Below are 16,761 nucleotides of genomic sequence, written 5' to 3'. Positions count from 1 at the left end.
AAAATGTTACTATGTTTGTAATGCAAAGTTAGATATATAACAATTATGTTGATGTTATGTTTAGGTCTTTTGTTCTCCATTTTTAGAGAATTTTTCTTTTTATAAGTATAAACCAGAGTGTGAGGATAAGTCCCTTAGCAATGGTTGTTGCACTTACAGCCCACCATATAGCATCTACACCCATTCCCATGTGTACCAGAAGCAGGGCTACGGGTATACGCATATAGTTGCATGATATACTGATGATTGCTGGTGGAATCGTTCTTCCTAACCCGTAGAATACGCCTTGCATGGTAATTTCCAGCATCATGAAGAGTTGTGAATAACCGTCTATGCGCAGAAAATCACCGCCTACGCGGAAAGCCTCCGGTTCGGGTACGAAAATGGAAAACACTTCACTTCCAAAGAAGATGAAGAGTAATGAGCATAGGGTACCGAATATGGATGTCATCCAGAGTGTAGTGCGCCAGGCCTTTTTTACTCTTGATTTTTCTCCGGCAGCATAATTCTGTGCAATGAAGGTACTTAATGCGGTAGAGAAACCTTGCGAGGTATTCCAAGTAATGGCTTCTATTTGTCCTCCGGTAGTGAAAGCCATAAGTCCGATGTGTCCCCCTTGTTCCGAAGCCGTACGTGAAAGGAACATATTGACAAAGGCAAACAGGGTGTTCAGCGTAGCTACCGGAAGCCCGAGCTTGAATATACGGTGGGTGTATTTCTTTTTAAGACGGGTAAGAAAAGGGAAGCCTCCCAGCAGATTGTCTTTATATCGTAGCTGATAAATGAAAATACCGAATACAGTAGCTTCGGATAACCATGTGGCAAGGGCTGCACCCACTGTTCCCCAGCCAAAACCGAAGATAAATAGCGGGTCGAGTATGATATTCATTATCAATCCGGTACCACTGATGTAGAAAGGTGTTTTGCTTCGTCCTGCCGCATTGTATATTCCTGTGAAAGCGGCCGATAGAAAGACGAAAGGTAATCCTGTTGAGACAATGCGCAGGTAAGTTACGGCATTCTGTGTGATATGCTCTTTCAGTTCGAATATATGCAGGATAGGATCGGCAAATAGAAATAACAGGGCTGCCCAGCATACAGAAATGAGCAGGGCAATACTGATATTATGCGAAGCGAACTGCCGTGCATCTTGTTCGCTACGAGCCCCGATAGATTGCCCTACGCTGACTTCAGAACCTACTTTATTCAGTAAGGCTATGGAACCGGACATCCAGGTGAGTATACCCACTGCACCGACAGCAGCAACTGCTTCACTGCCTAAACGGCCTACCCATGCCATGTCCGTCAGGCTGTACGCCATCTGGATAAAGGAAGTAGCCATAATAGGTATCGCCAGATTAAATAGCTGGCGATTGATAGGCCCTTTAGTCAGATTCTTTGTTCCTTGCATGATTTACAGTCTGTAAATTTCGGACTGCAAATTTACGGATTATTTGTTAATAATCACACTGCCGGTTGCTTTTCTGTCTATAGAGTTACCAGGGACCTTCTTATAAGTGACTATGCCCGGTGCATCTATACTCCGGGTAAGGGTGGCTTTTCCGTCAATCAGGTCTATGGCAGCTTTAAATAAGTGTTCATTCGGATCTCCTAAAGGAAACATTTCAATGGGAGATACAGTTTGAGCATCAACGTATGTGAATGCTTCGTCAAGTTGTACGTCCGGCGCTATTCCATCAGCATAATCAGTAAAGTCTACTGAATTGTATATTTGACAAACAATAGGGTGCATTTCCCACTTCTTGTCGTCGCTTGTATATTCCAGTGAACCGACGTTTTTACCTACAGTTGTTTCTCCAATTACCACAACATTCATAAAAGGTTCCAGGGAGTTGATCACCATTTCCGAAGCGGATGCACTGGAACTACTTACTAATACATACAGTGTTTTCAGGTTCAGGTTTTTCCCGTTTGATCCGAGTAAACTCTTGTTCGTATTAAATTGGACCTTTTTGTTTTTTTGTTTATCGTTGTATTGTAGGTAACCTAATTTGCTGCCAATTTGATTTCCCGGTTGGAGAATGGTACATAATAAGATACCGGAAGATAATGCTCCACCATTGTTGTACCGTAAATCCAAGACAAATTCATCCACTCCGTTGAAATCAGAGCCTGAGAGAGATTTTAAATGGTCGTCGTAAGACGTGTCATCATCGCTTTTCCCTGCAGTGAAATGGTTGTAAAGCAGATAACCTACTTTTTTATTTTTAGCCGGACTCTCGATGACGTTCCATGTATATACCGGATCATCTTCAACTTTCCGGGCTGATGCTAAATTTATTTTTTCATTCTGAGGCACAAACTTCTTTGTTGCCGGGTCCCATTTGGCTATTGTTAATGAACAGGCTTCACCACCGGATAATGATGCAAAATTAGTATCTGTCACCGGAGCATCATTGATTTTTGTAATCCAGTCGCCTCGTTGCAATCCGGCATCATCAGCCGGCGAACCTTTCACTACATATAGTACGAGCGCAAGTATGTCCTGATGTGTTTTATCAGCATAAATACCCGTAAATTCAAAGCCGTATGAATACTCTTCATTTATCGTACTACGCGTATTTCCTCCTGTGAGTGCTTTGATATAGGAGAAGTACTGGTGTTGGGTTCCACGAACTTTCCCGTCTTTATCAGACAATAACGATTTAAAGAAAGTTTCCGGATCATTCGCATAATTCAGCTTACCGGCTGCCGGTATTTCATTGTACCAATAGTAATGTTCGCGCATGGTATCCTCTATCCATGCCTGCGTATCAGGACGATCACCGTTACCACTTGGATCGTTATCATCCTTGCAGGCACTTAAAGAGAGACAGATAAACAGGAATAATAAAGTTTTGATTTTCATATATAAGTTCGTTTTATAGTAAACGCAAATATATGAATTTATATTCTTTATTGAGTTAATTTCCGGTAGATTATCTTTTTATTGAACACAGCTTAATACTCATTAAACTTTTCTGTGGATGAACTTTCCTTCTATCCAGTAAGTGGCATGGTTAGCCTTGAACTTTAATATGACATAGTTCGGGTCAGTCGGGCCGCCGGGAAAATGGTTGATGAACCAGTCTTGCCAAAGTTCTTGTTTGATGTCTGCATCTGTGATAACTTCTACATCACCGGTCATGCAAACACTGTCTCCCTGGGCATAGAAACATAAACCACCTTTCGGATTCTTGCGAAAATCAACTGTTTTCCATGAGTCGTTTCCGGTTGACATCCAAACGGTTGAAATACCTTCGGTTTTAACCATACTCATTGGTACAGGGCGGGGATATCCCTCTTGGTTAATAGAGGTAAGAACTACTATTTCGCTCTTTTGAAGCATTTCTGCGGCTTTCTTTTCAAGTGTTTCCATCTTTTTAATCTGTTTTGTTAATTGAATGGTGCAAATATAAGTAGCCGGAGATATTCCTTCATTGTATAAAAACGACATTTATGCTTCTACGTAAGTCAGCGTGACTTCTTCTTCCGGCGAAGGAAGGGCCAGAAAAGAGTAGGGGGTATTACCTGACATCCTTTTTATTTCTCTTGAAAGATGGGGGACATCATAGTATCCTGCATGAACAGCAGTAGATAACAGGTTATCGCAGGTAGCACTCCTCAATAAATCTACCGCATTCTTGAATTGCATAATTCTGCTGTATATTTTGGGAGTGTATCCTGTATTCATTTTGAATTTACGTTCGAATTGTCGTTGGCATAGGCAAATATCTTCCACTAATGATTGTACCGGGAGTTTTCCCTGATGACGGTTTATTTGTTCTATGGCAAACACAATCTGTGGGTCCGTTTGTAGATCATATTTGTATAAAGACTTGATGAATAATTCTTCTATTATATTTATTCTGTCTCCAAAGTTATTCTCTTCACATAGTCTTTCTGCAAACGAGGCATCGAAGAAGTTAGTTACTTCATCAGCACAAATTCTTTGATTGGTTAGTTCGTGCAGGGGTAATTGTATGAAACGTGATAATCCGGAAGGTAGAAAACGGACTCCCAGCATATGAACGGTTTCCGCATAAGCTACCAGTTCCGAGTAACTATTCATCGGTCCAATGAAGTAGGAACGGTAAGGTTTCATGGTTAGCCTACCATCTACCGTCTGTGTAGCCTCTCCAAGGGTGAAGATAAAATCCGTGCATCCGTCGGGAAGTATGTTGATGCGCATTCCATATTCGGGATTGCCTTTAAATTCCCAATATTTGTCAATATAGGGGGAGAGCAGGCTACAGGGTGGGTATTCTTTGTACATAAATTTGGGATATCATTGCACAAAGGTAATCATTGGCAGGTTATATATCTTATTTTTCCATTTCTTTTTCCGTCATATCTACTTCTCCCTGAAAGTTGATGGACTGGCGTTTTTGCATGTTTACGAAAATGGTAGAGGAGCCGTTGCTAAAAATGTCAATATCAAAATCGAATTTATCTTCCGTGCTCCGTGCCGTGAATTTAATTTTTGCTGTTCCTTTCTTATCCCAATCCAGCTTGTAGTCGGTAAGTGGAGCTTTGAAGTTAAGCCCTTCTCCGCCACCATAAGGAATTGAATAGGCCCTTCCATAATAAGGCAGATGGGATATGATGGAATCGTTCCTGATTTCTACAGAATATGGAGAAGTCAGCATCACAGATCGTCCCCTTGCAGGAAGTGCCCGGTTCACATCTATTTTATATTTCCCGGATGTGATGAGTTTTTCAACCGCTTGTTTCTTTAGCTCTTTCTTTTCTTTCTTAGTTTGTGCAGAAAGAGTCGGTATACTGATTGCCATAATCAGCAATAAGGAAAAAATAATTCGGATTGCTTTCATACATACTTATATTTTATGGGTTATATATATGAGTAACAATCAAATGTACTGATAAAGATAATCAGGTACGTGCTCTTTTAATGATATTTAGAATTATTCTATGTTTATCTCTTTCCCAGCCGATATGCAAAAGATGCGCCTAATTTGTAAGGTAACCATTCGGCGCTGGCATTTTTGCCCACATACATTTCTCCGGTGGATTTAATATAGCCTTTATATCTGGAATGTTGCCATCCATAGCTTGCGAAGAGGTCCACTGCCCAACGGTCGTTAATTTTAACTTGATAGCCTAAAGTGGCTCCGAAAGACATGCCGTTGCCTTTTTGATATTTATCATGATTGATATAATTCCATTTTGTGAATTTAAACAGTCTGTGATAACTGCCATATCCTCCCACATAGAGTCCGTTGAATGCTCCTTTAGGGTAATATCTGCCTTCTACAATTAGTTGGCCGAATCTCATAGGGTTGCCCTCGATGCTTTTCCAGGGTGAGTATACGGCATCTCCATTAAATGTCCACTTATCTGCAAGTTTGGTTTCTGCCGACATGTTCACTACGCCCATGGCCCAATATAAAGCATTCCATTTAAGTTGAGTCTGAGCCTGAACGGCAGATAAGGATAAGGCCAAAAGGGCCAGCAATAGTAATTTTCTCTTCATGACGAAATAGTTTAGATATAGTTATTTAGTTAAAGTCTTCTTTGTGTTTTGATCTGTAAGGAGCTATCAATCAGATGCTTTAGCCCGCTTTGAATAAAAAAAAGGAACTTTCAAAGTTCCTTTTTTGTGATCCGCTTGGGGCTCGAACCCAAGACCCCAACATTAAAAGTGTTGTGCTCTACCTGCTGAGCTAGCGAATCAGACCTTTATCGCTGTTAAGCGGGCGCAAAGATAGAGACATTTTTTGAAAAAGCAAAAGGATTTCTCTTTTTTTCTTATCTTTGCCAAAGTTTTGTGGCAGATTGCAAAGAGCGCTGCATAGTATTAAAGTAAATACATTATTAATATAATACACTTAAAACTTTATGGCAACAGTTGACGATAAAAAGATTATCTTTTCTATGGTAGGGCTGAACAAGACCATTCAGCAGAACAATAAGCAGGTGTTGAAGAACATCTATCTTTCGTTCTTCTATGGCGCAAAGATCGGTATCATCGGTTTGAACGGTTCCGGTAAATCTACCTTGCTGAAGATTATCGCCGGGTTGGACAAGTCTTATCAGGGCGAAGTGGTATTTTCACCGGGTTACTCAGTAGGCTATCTGGCTCAGGAGCCTTATCTGGACCCTACAAAAACAGTAAAAGAGATTGTAATGGAAGGTGTGCAGCCCATTGTAGATGCATTGACTGAGTATGAAGAGATTAATCAGAAGTTTGGTCTGCCTGAATACTATGAGGATGCTGATAAGATGGACAAACTATTTGCACGTCAAGGAGAGTTGCAGGATATTATCGATGCCACTGATGCCTGGAATCTGGATAGTAAATTGGAGCGTGCTATGGATGCCCTTCGTTGCCCGCCCGAAGATGCAAGTGTGGAACATCTTTCAGGAGGTGAACGCCGTCGCGTGGCACTCTGTCGCTTGCTGTTGCAGAAGCCTGACGTACTGTTGCTGGATGAGCCTACCAACCACCTTGATGCTGAATCTATTGATTGGTTGGAGCAACATTTACAACAATACGAAGGTACGGTAATTGCCGTTACTCACGACCGTTATTTCCTTGATCATGTAGCAGGTTGGATTCTTGAACTCGACCGTGGTGAAGGTATTCCTTGGAAGGGTAACTACTCCAGCTGGCTGGAGCAGAAGACCAAGCGTATGGAAATGGAGGAAAAGACAGCGAGTAAGCGCCGTAAAACATTGGAACGTGAGTTGGATTGGGTACGCATGGCTCCTAAGGCACGTCAGGCGAAGGGAAAAGCACGTTTGAACTCTTACGATAAATTGATGAACGAAGATATCAAGGAGAAGGAAGAGAAACTGGAAATCTTCATTCCCAATGGTCCGCGTCTTGGTAATAAAGTTATCGAAGCGAAACATGTGGCCAAGGCCTATGGTGATAAGTTACTATTCGATGATCTCAATTTCATGCTTCCTCCCAATGGTATCGTTGGTGTTATCGGTCCTAATGGTGCCGGTAAAACTACGCTGTTCCGCCTGATTATGGGATTGGAAACCGTAGATAAAGGTGAATTTGAAGTAGGAGAGACCGTAAAGGTGGCTTATGTAGACCAGCAACACAGTGACATCGATCCGAATAAGAGTGTTTATCAGGTTATATCCGGTGGTACGGAACTGATTCGTATGGGTGGACGCGATATTAATGCGCGCGCTTACCTGTCACGTTTTAACTTCTCCGGTGGTGATCAGGAGAAACTTTGCGGTGTGCTTTCCGGTGGTGAACGTAATCGTCTGCACCTTGCTATGGCATTGAAAGAGGAAGGTAACGTACTCTTGCTGGACGAACCTACCAATGACATAGATGTAAATACCCTTCGTGCTCTTGAAGAAGGTCTTGAAGATTTTGCCGGATGTGCCGTAATCATCAGCCACGACCGTTGGTTCCTCGATCGTATTTGTACTCACATTCTTGCGTTCGAAGGAGACTCCAATGTCTTCTATTTCGAAGGTTCTTATTCAGAATATGAGGAAAATAAACAGAAACGTTTAGGAAAAGAAGAACCTACCCGTGTTCGTTATAGAAAGCTAATGAATGACTGATGATTGATAGGAATCTGACAGCATAAATTATATTTTAGTGACAAATAGAAAGCCCTGCAAAAAACTTGTAGGGCTTTCTTGTTATAAAAAGTCTCAATAACTCCTATCTACTCTGAAATTTTGTAGCAGAAATGTAATACAAATCTAAATCTTATTAATTATATTTGCGTCTTAAAACAGTATTTAATATTTAATTAACACATTTAATTAACAAAAAACAGAAGTATGAAAAAACATCTAATTCATTTCCTGTTAGTGGCTGTGCTGTCTGTATTCAGTGCTGCGGCATTTGCCCAGACTACAGTGAAGGGGCAGCTTGTTGACTCAGAAACAGGCGAACCGTTGATAGGCGCCTCTGTCGTAGTAGAGGGTACTAGCCAGGGTAGTGTAACGGATATCGATGGAAACTTTACACAAAAAGTTGGGCCTAATGCTACATTGGTATTCAAGTACGTTGGATATAAAGATTTAAAGACGAAAGTTACACAGAAAAAATCTTCAGTAGATTTAGGTATTATCAAGATGGAGCCAGATGCAGTGATGCTGAATGACGTGACGATTACTTCTTCCATCGCTGTTTCTCGTAAAACTCCGGTTGCTGTTTCTACTGTCGACCCTGTATTTATTTCAGAACGTTTGGGTTCACAAGAATTTCCTGAAATTCTGAAATCAACTCCTGGTATCTATGCTTCAAAAGATAATGGAGGTTTTGGTGAATCGCGCGTTACTGTACGTGGTTTCGGACAGACTAACGTAGGTATTATGATTAATGGTGTCCCGATGAATGATATGGAGTGGGGAGGCGTTTACTGGTCTAATTGGGCTGGTTTGTCAGATGTTACTCGTTCTATGCAGGTTCAGAGAGGTTTGGGAGCTTCTAAAGTTTCTTCTCCTTCTGTCGGAGGTTCTATTAATGTCATAACGAACTCTATAGATGCAAAGCAAGGCGGTACATTATCCTATGGAATTGGTAATGATGGCTATAATAAAGTATTATTTAGTTTGTCTTCAGGATTGACTAAAGATGGTTGGGCTTTTTCTGTATTAGGTGCAAAAACTTGGGGTGACGGTTATGTCCAAGGTTGTGAATTTGATGCATATTCTTGGTTTGTGAATATTTCTAAGCGTATTGGAGATAATCATTCTTTGTCTTTGACTGCAACTGGTGCTCCTCAGACTCATAATAAACGTTATGATGAATTGACTATTGAAGAATGGGATAAGCAGAAGAAAATTAATAACGGTGTTGGTTATCGTTATAATGCAGCTTTTGGTTATGATATGAATGGGAATATTATGACGGGAACGAGTTATAATGTGTATCACAAGCCTCAGATCTCTCTGAATCATGTTTGGGAAATTGATCGTAAATCAAGTTTGTCTTCTTCACTTTATTTGTCTATTGGCGATGGTTATGGTTATCGTGGTGTAGGTGCTTCCTATTCAAAACTTTATGGTGCAACGAATGGTATTCCTAATACAAATTATCGTAAAGTTGATGGTACTTTTGATTTTGGTGCTTTGATGGAAGACAATGCAAAATCAAATAATGGTAGTATTGCAGCTCTGGCAAAGAATAAGAATACCCACATGTGGTATGGTTTACTTTCTACTTATAGTAATCAATTGAATGATAACTTTAATTTGCAAGGTGGTATCGACTTACGTTATTATAATGGTGGACACAAGGCTGAAGTTGCCGATTTATTGGGTGGTGCCTATGTTGTAGATACGGATAGAGCAAGCGTACCTTATAAGAAAGATGATATTGCATGGCAAAATGCACGTTTGGGAGTAGGTGATGTCGTATATCGTAATTTTGATAGTTATATTGCTCAATATGGAGCTTTCGGACAGTTAGAGTATACACAGGATAAACTTTCTGTAATTGTATCTGGCAATGTGAATGCTGCTACTAACTGGCGTAAAGACTATTTCTATGCAGACAATGAAGAATCTCCTAAGAAAACAAAAGTTGGTTATGGTATTAAGGGAGGTCTCAATTATAATCTGGATTCTCATAATAATATATTTGCTAATATTGGTTATTATTCCCGTACTCCGTACTTCTCAGGTGGTATTTTCTTGAACTCTCAGACTAGTAATGAGTTTAATCCGAACTGCAAGAATGAAGGAGTTTTCTCTTTTGAATTAGGTTATGGTTATGTATCTAGTCTGTTCTCTGCTAATTTGAACTTATATCGTACAACTTGGAATGATCGTACTATTCAGAAACGTTTGACTGTTGCTCAGGAAAGTTCTTATGTATATTTGAATGGAGTGAATGAACTTCACCAAGGTATAGAATTGGACTTCCAGTTCCGCCCAGTACGTAACTTGACTATAAACGGTATGTTCTCATTCGGTGATTGGACAATGACTAAAGATGGCGTATTAGGTTATATGTATAATCAAAATGGACAAGCTGTAGATAAAAATATGATGGAAGTAACTCCGGGTTCGCCTGAACATGCTAAGCTTTTGATGAATACCAAGGATATAAAAATTGGTAACTCTGCTCAAACTACAGCTGCTTTAGGATTGAATTATGAAGTAATGAAAGGGCTTCGTATTGGCGTTGATGGAAACTTCTACGGACGTAATTATTCTGATTATGATATTGCAGGATTGATCACAACTGGTGCTCTTAATGGTGATCCGGTAGATGTGGCACAACCATGGCGTATTCCATCTGCATTTACGTTTGATGCAAATATCAGTTATCGTTTCAAATTTGCAGGTTTGGATGCAACATGGAATGCTAATTGTAATAACCTCTTGAATGAACAGTATATTACGGATGCTACAGACAATGGTGCCAAAACTGGTGGTCATGGTTGGAAAGATGCAACTGTATTCTATGGCTTTGGACGTACATGGTCTATGAGTATGAAGGTTAGATTCTAATTTTATGATAGTAAAAGAATTGATGAATATGAAAAAGATATTATTAGCAACTGCAGCATTGGCATTCATGTTTACCTCATGTAATCATGAACCCGATTTTGATGGTTTTCAAGAATATACTCCGGACAATTTAGTCAAATTACAGTTGACTTATGGCGGAACTTATACGGGAGCTAACGGCTTTAATCAGGGTGAAGATAACTCTGATGATCCGAAAGCTGTAGCCAAGACTAAAATAGAAGAATGGTTGAATAAGAATTATTATACTGCAGAGAAAGGTTCAGAAGCCACAGTTAAATATAATTTGATTCAGAAAGAAACAATTGTTTCTGAAATCAGTGCACTAGATGTTGATTTCCAAAGAAATGTTACGGTATATGATGTTACAGAAATTCCAGGTTGGACTAATTTTATATTGGAAGGTACTAATACCTGGCAAGATCAAAGTTATAGTGGAAACACCTATACTCAATGTGGCAATGTAAGAGCTAATACAGTCAATTGGTTTATTTCTCCTAATACAATGATTACTAAAGGGGATTTGTTTAGCTTTGATGTTTGTACCGGATATTATAAAGGAGATGTGCTTTCAGTTCTTATTTCAGAAGATTATGTTGGAGCTGCAAGTAAGGCTAATCTGGAGAGAGCTACATGGGTAGATGTAACCTCTAGCTTTAATATTCCTAAGGAACCAGTCAGTGGCTATGGGAAATTAGCTACTGCCGGTACTATGAATATGGATAAATATGCTGGTAAGAATGTGTATATCGCTTTTAAATATTCAGGTTCTTCCTCTGTTAATACCACAATTCAGCTTGATAATATCAAGGTATCTCGTGAAGAGAGTGTGACGAATACTAATACTGTTGAAAAAGAGGCTCGTGCCAAAGTTGATAATAACGAAAGCAAGTGGACAGTGAGTTTACCAAGTGAAATTGCAGAAGTGGTATTGGATGAAAACTTTGAATCGGGTGTTGCCTATGAAAAAGTTGTTTTAAATGGTTGGCTGAATGCTTTGTTACAAGGCTCTTATGACTGGGAATATAGATCATTCAGTGGTAATTTGTATGCAAATATTTCTGCAAATAAGCACGAAGGCGTATTAGAGAATTGGCTGATGACCCCTGCTTTGAAATTAGGAATGGATATGGTATTGAAGTTCGATATGAAGTTGGGTTATTATAATGGTGATGCATTCAGTGTGATGGTTTCTGAAGACTTTAATGGAGAACCGGGAAGTATTGCTTCTTCAACTTGGACTGATTTGACTTCTAGTTTAGTGATTGATAAGTCTTCTGTAGGTGGTTATGATTCAAACTGGACCAATCATACTATAGATCTTTCTGCTTATACAGGTAAGACGATATATATTGGCTTCAAATATCTGGGTAATGGTACAAAGGGTGATAATTTGGTTTCTACTACTTATCAACTGGATAATATTTATGTAGGGATACCGAAATAAATGAAATCTTAAGTTTTATAGAAAAGGCTACCTTAGAAATTGAGGTAGCCTTTTTTTGTACTGCTCCTATTGTAAAATATAAATGTGCAGAAAATAATATAAATTAGTAATTTACCGATGTAATTTTGACTGTTAAAATCTTTAAATGTGATAATTAAGATTAGGTGCAATTTTTAATTAAAAATATTTTCCATTAGTTTTCTGATACAGAAACAGACTGGAAACGTGCACCAACTCACAGTTGCTTTAATGCTTACTTTTGCAGAGCCACATAAAGGATAAGAAAATATGAAGATATTTTTTTCCAGCACCCACTAACGACAATGTAAGACTTTAGTATACAGAACTTAGTGTCCAAAGAAATATTTAAAGGTATTGGTGTTTACTAGTTTATTATTGAGTAATTGGTATTACTACCCGAATTGCGTGCTTAGGTAGAATACATGTATCTTTTCTGCATGGTTCATGCGATTTCTTTTGCTAATAAAGAAGACAAAAGATATAATAATAACAACAGAAAAAGAAAAATAGCTGCTGATGGTTTAGTTGTTGTTGATCATGCCAGAGGAATACCAGCTCTGGTGATAGTATTAATACTCTTTATTGTTTGGAAAGCCACACTTTATCACCTCAAATGCCATAGATAACCTATAGCATTTGAGGTGATAAAGTGTGGCTTTTAAGACATGACTGCTTTTCGTGTTTGTACAGTGAGAACTTGTTTGAGGCTTAAGGAAGCACTACCTTGCATGTAGTACACTTACCTTGTGCATCGTAAGCACGCACCAGATAGAAACCACGTACCAAACTTTTTACAGGCAATGTGAAATGGTTTTCTGTATTTCTGGTGTTGCTGGTATCATATGCAACAATGACTTGTCCGCTGATATTGACAATCTCGGCACGGGTGAGTACAAAGTCGGTATTACTCACCAAAGTAAGATAACCATTGCGTGGATCACCGGTCAGCTGAAAATCAGGGCGCGAAAGAGTAGGGTTTTCGATGCCTGTAGTAGTACCCAGCTTTATGAAAGTAACGATAGGATTATGGTCGGAGCAGCGGTACATATTGTCTTCTTGCGGTTTACCTCCAATTTTAAGTGCATCAGGCTCATCGGCATTGATATGAAAAGGATGAGCATAACGTATTTGAGCATCCAATGTAGCAGTAGCAAAACTATGGTCTAAATAACCGGTTGTGTAGCTATTGTTGCTAAAAAAGGCATAGCTGTATTCATTAGGTGCATATTTTTGAAGTTCATTTATCAATTCGCCTTCTTCCAGTACTCGGATGGGATCTTCTTTGGAGTATGAATTTAAGTCGCCCACGATGAGGACATCTTCATCTTCAAAATAGGCAGTAACAGTTTTGATAAATTCAAGAGTAGCTTCAGCTTCGTGCACACGGCGCAGAACATGACTACCTTGACCATCACCTGTATCGGCATATTCATCTGGTTTATTATAGCTATTATCTTTTGCTTTCCAGTGATTTAAGCAAACGATAAAACGCTCATTATTAGCCTTGAGATCAAAAGCCTGTGCTATCTTTCGGTCAGGTAGATATCCGTTGTCAGCTAGTTTGTTTTTTTGGAGATCTCTAAAAGGAGTTACCGTATTACTGTTATAAATGAAGCAAGCCATGCCTTGATTAGCTGTTGAATTCTCAATGTACTTATATTGGTCTGTTTGACAGGCAGTGTTCAATGCAGTGCAAAGATCATTCAGTGAAGAGTTGCCAAAAACTTCAAGTAGGGCATAGATATCGGCATCCATAGCTTTCAGTGCAGCTACTATTTTGGTGCGCTGTACGTCATTAGTTCCCTTGTAGTTCTCGACATTAAAACTGACAACTTTCAAATTATAATCTTCTTCAATCTCACAGGTTATGGGACGTTCATTGCCTTGAAATTCCGGTTTCTTTGTTAACGTAATGGTGTATTTACCATTACTGTAACTGGCGGTTCCGGTCAGTTTTGCTACGGTCTGTCCGATACGACAGGTACCATTTGCATCAGTGAATGAGTAAACTCCTTGCTTTACAGTGATCTGATTATCTTGATTCTCTTTATTCTTTTGATTGAACATCTCTACACCGGGTAGATTCTTTTCTGTGGGAGTCCATAGCGGACCGTCAGAAAGAGTGATTGAACCGTAGGCATAGCTGTAATTGTTTGTCAGCGTCAGTGTATTAGTAATAGTCACTTCTTTCCCATCTAAAGCGTTCGTTTTAAAATCATCAGGGAAGATAACTTCTTGCTGTGCAAACAGCAATGCAGGTAATAAATGAATAAATAGGAGTAGTTGTCTTTTCATAAGCAAATGTTTTAGATGAATGATTTAGATTTATTTCTTTATTTTCATTTCCATCAGCACCGGGTTGTGGTCACTGCATAAGTCCAGATCAGGCGAGTAGTAGCGATACCCCTGAATGGCAGGTGAATGGAAAATATAGTCGATACGCAACAAACGCTTGAAGTAGCGGAAGGTATACATGTAACCCCGTCCACTGGTGCGGAACCCGTCTTTAAGTATATCACTTAATTCCGCATAGGTGTAGGAAGACGGCAAAGAGTTGAAGTCACCGCACACTACTACGGAGTAAGGACTGGCAAGGGCCAACTGACGGATACTGTCTGTCTGTTCGGCACGCTTCACAAAGTTGTCGTGCAAAGTGTTGATAGCACCTTGTACAACTTCCACTTCACGACGGGTGTCATTCGTATTGTTAAGACCACGTTCCCATTTCCGACGGTTTTGATTGACACTGGTAGTCTGCAAGTGGTTGTTGAGCAGACGGACAGTGTCTCTTCCTAATATGATGTCGCACTGCATGCTGCAGTTGGCACTTTGCGGATAAGAAATAAAACGGGGATTGATGAGTGGGTAACGGCTGAATATGGCGATAGGGAGCACTCCGCTGATGGAGTCTTCAGTGGGTATCAGGGCATATCGCCAGTGGGAAAATACATTGCGGATGCTGTCCATCGGAAAGTGCTGATTGTCGCCGAATTCTTGGAAGCAGAGTACATCGACTTCTTGCTGTTTCATGTAGCGGGCAATCTCTTTGCAGGAGTAGCCGGTGATCTCGGTACCAAAATTGCCGACATTATAAGTGGCTACTTTCAGATATCCATCGGCATAGTTACTACTGTAATGTCCTTCAGGGATTTTTTTTGTAAAATTGAATTGAAAAACGGAAAGTATATAACCGTAATTGAAGGCCAATGCCGCAAAAGGGATGAGGATCCAGCGACTGCGGGCAAATGCCCAACAGATAGCAACCAGCAGATTGCATATCAGCAATACAGGAAGAGCTAATCCCAACACAGGCATATATTTGGAATTAGCAGGATCAAAGTTCCCGGAAAAGGCGGAGATAATAGTAACAGTAGCCAGAATGATTGTCAGGATCACCGGAATACTGCGGAAGAGACTGTGAATTTCTGATTTTCCCATGTTTATTAAAGGAATGTTATTTTATAATATTTACCGGTTTCCCTTCCGCGTATGCTTTCAGGTTACTAACTGCTATATGTATCAGTCTCTGGCGTGCTTCAAAGTTGGCCCAGGCAATGTGTGGGGTAATGAAGCAATTTCGTGCAGTCAATAACGGATTGTCTGAACGAGGTGGTTCTTCGGAAAGAACATCCAGTCCGGCGGCATATATTTGTCCGGTATTCAAGGCATTGGCGAGATCTTGTTCATTAATGAGTGGCCCACGCCCGGTATTGATAATGATGGAGGTAGGTTTCATTAAAGAGAGACGGCTGGCATTGACCATTTCGCGAGTACTGTCGTTCAACGGACAATGCAGGCTGACGATGTCACATTCGTGAAATAATTGGTCGAGATCTGCTTTTCTGATTTCGGGTGGGAGTTGCAGACGCGATTTAGAAGTATAGGCCCATACCTTCATTCCGAAGCCAATGGCTATACGGGCAGTGTTATATCCGGTCTGTCCCAGACCGATGATTCCTATCTTCTTGCCGAGCAATTCAATAAGTGGGGTATTGTAGAAGCAAAAGTCAGGGCTCTTGCTCCAGTCTCCTCTGCTGACCTCTTCGGAGTAATGGCGTACCTGCTGGGTAATGTTCAGTATGTGGGCAAATACCATTTGTCCAACAGAGGGGGTACTGTATGCGGGAATGTTGGTGACGATGATGCCACGTTCACGGGCGGCAGCTATGTCTACTACGTTGTAGCCTGTAGCCAGCACGCCGATGTATTTCAGATCGGGCAGGGCAGCCATCATTTCGCTGTTGATCACTACTTTATTGGTGAGGAGGGCTTCTGCACCGGCAGCACGTTCCAGTACTTCGGCGGGGGCGGTACGATCATAAATTACGCATTCGCCAAACTCTTTCAATTTGTCCCAGCAAAGATCACCAGGATTTGCGGTGTAACCGTCTAATACTACAGTTCTCATTCTGTTTATGTTTAAAGTGAGTACGCAAATTTAGGGAAAAGATTTGTTTTCTTCTTATCTTTTTCTACCTTTGTGTGAATCTAAATTTGTGCTGATATGAAATCTACTCCGGAAATATTAGAAATATTGAGGCTGTATAAGCAGGTAAATGCCCGTAAATATGGTTTTAATCGTTTAGGTATTTTTGGCTCAGTAGCTCGTGGAGAACAAACGGAACATAGCGATGTCGATATTTGTTACGAAGGTAATGCACCTTCTCTTCTTACGTTAGATCGTATTCAGAGTGAGTTGGAAGAGCTTCTGGGATGTCCAGTTGATCTAGTTAGAATACGAGAGCAGATGAATACTCATTTGAAAAAAAGAATTAACAGGGAGGGAATTTATATTTGATAAGGAATTGGCA

13 protein-coding genes and 1 tRNA gene are annotated in these 16,761 nt (G+C 40.2%); 4 read left to right on the top strand and 10 right to left on the bottom strand.

Going from position 1 to position 16,761, the window contains the following annotated elements:
* Positions 1 to 82: 82 nt before the first annotated feature.
* From DW036_RS18715 to DW036_RS18685, 7 genes are all read right to left on the bottom strand, one after another.
* Entirely contained in the window at positions 83 to 1,411 is a 1,329-nt protein-coding gene (locus DW036_RS18715) for an MATE family efflux transporter (RefSeq protein WP_022391903.1), read from the bottom strand.
* Between the two features lie 39 nt (positions 1,412 to 1,450).
* On the bottom strand, positions 1,451 to 2,869 hold the full coding sequence (locus DW036_RS18710) for a S41 family peptidase (RefSeq protein WP_118465731.1): 1,419 nt from the start codon (positions 2,867 to 2,869) through the stop codon (positions 1,451 to 1,453).
* Positions 2,870 to 2,971: 102 nt separating this feature from the next.
* Positions 2,972 to 3,379, bottom strand: a complete 408-nt coding sequence (locus tag DW036_RS18705) for a pyridoxamine 5'-phosphate oxidase family protein (RefSeq protein WP_118465801.1) — start codon at positions 3,377 to 3,379, stop codon at positions 2,972 to 2,974.
* Positions 3,380 to 3,457: 78 nt separating this feature from the next.
* Positions 3,458 to 4,276 carry an AraC family transcriptional regulator gene (locus DW036_RS18700; RefSeq protein WP_118465730.1) on the bottom strand — a complete coding sequence of 273 codons (819 nt, stop codon included), beginning with the start codon at positions 4,274 to 4,276 and terminating at the stop codon, positions 3,458 to 3,460.
* A 49-nt stretch (positions 4,277 to 4,325) separates the two neighbouring features.
* Positions 4,326 to 4,832 (bottom strand): DUF4251 domain-containing protein, encoded by a 507-nt coding sequence (locus tag DW036_RS18695; RefSeq protein ID WP_118465729.1) that lies wholly within the window; start codon positions 4,830 to 4,832, stop codon positions 4,326 to 4,328.
* 104 nt (positions 4,833 to 4,936) lie between these two features.
* A complete protein-coding gene (locus tag DW036_RS18690) occupies positions 4,937 to 5,494 on the bottom strand; it encodes a DUF3575 domain-containing protein (RefSeq protein ID WP_118465728.1) in 558 nt (185 codons plus the stop codon).
* Between the two features lie 127 nt (positions 5,495 to 5,621).
* Positions 5,622 to 5,694: transfer RNA gene (locus tag DW036_RS18685), tRNA-Lys, on the bottom strand.
* 165 nt (positions 5,695 to 5,859) lie between these two features.
* Between DW036_RS18685 and ettA the strand changes: the two genes are divergently transcribed.
* From ettA to DW036_RS18670, 3 genes are all read left to right on the top strand, one after another.
* A complete protein-coding gene (gene ettA / locus DW036_RS18680; RefSeq protein WP_044533352.1) occupies positions 5,860 to 7,557 on the top strand; it encodes an energy-dependent translational throttle protein EttA in 1,698 nt (565 codons plus the stop codon).
* Between the two features lie 225 nt (positions 7,558 to 7,782).
* Positions 7,783 to 10,464: a carboxypeptidase-like regulatory domain-containing protein gene (locus tag DW036_RS18675; RefSeq protein WP_118465727.1), complete on the top strand. Its 2,682-nt coding sequence runs from the start codon at positions 7,783 to 7,785 to the stop codon at positions 10,462 to 10,464.
* A 28-nt stretch (positions 10,465 to 10,492) separates the two neighbouring features.
* Entirely contained in the window at positions 10,493 to 11,929 is a 1,437-nt protein-coding gene (locus DW036_RS18670; RefSeq protein WP_118465800.1) for a choice-of-anchor J domain-containing protein, read from the top strand.
* A gap of 729 nt (positions 11,930 to 12,658) precedes the next feature.
* On the opposite strand, the gene DW036_RS18660 is transcribed toward DW036_RS18670, so the two are convergent.
* The 3 genes from DW036_RS18660 to DW036_RS18650 are packed head-to-tail and all read right to left on the bottom strand — an operon-like array spanning position 12,659 to position 16,358.
* Positions 12,659 to 14,245 carry an endonuclease/exonuclease/phosphatase family protein gene (locus DW036_RS18660; protein ID WP_118465725.1) on the bottom strand — a complete coding sequence of 529 codons (1,587 nt, stop codon included), beginning with the start codon at positions 14,243 to 14,245 and terminating at the stop codon, positions 12,659 to 12,661.
* 30 nt (positions 14,246 to 14,275) lie between these two features.
* Positions 14,276 to 15,388: an endonuclease/exonuclease/phosphatase family protein gene (locus tag DW036_RS18655; protein WP_007663406.1), complete on the bottom strand. Its 1,113-nt coding sequence runs from the start codon at positions 15,386 to 15,388 to the stop codon at positions 14,276 to 14,278.
* A 16-nt stretch (positions 15,389 to 15,404) separates the two neighbouring features.
* Positions 15,405 to 16,358, bottom strand: a complete 954-nt coding sequence (locus DW036_RS18650) for a D-2-hydroxyacid dehydrogenase (RefSeq protein ID WP_118465724.1) — start codon at positions 16,356 to 16,358, stop codon at positions 15,405 to 15,407.
* 96 nt (positions 16,359 to 16,454) lie between these two features.
* On the opposite strand from DW036_RS18650, the gene DW036_RS18645 reads away from it, so the two are divergent.
* A complete protein-coding gene (locus DW036_RS18645) occupies positions 16,455 to 16,748 on the top strand; it encodes a nucleotidyltransferase family protein (protein ID WP_118465723.1) in 294 nt (97 codons plus the stop codon).
* The last annotated feature ends 13 nt before the right edge of the window (positions 16,749 to 16,761 follow it).

It is taken from the genome of Bacteroides sp. AF39-11AC, assembly GCF_003474285.1.
Lineage (GTDB): Bacteria > Bacteroidota > Bacteroidia > Bacteroidales > Bacteroidaceae > Bacteroides.
Note: the sequence above shows the minus strand (reverse complement) of the source record. Positions and strands in the feature narration are given on the sequence as shown.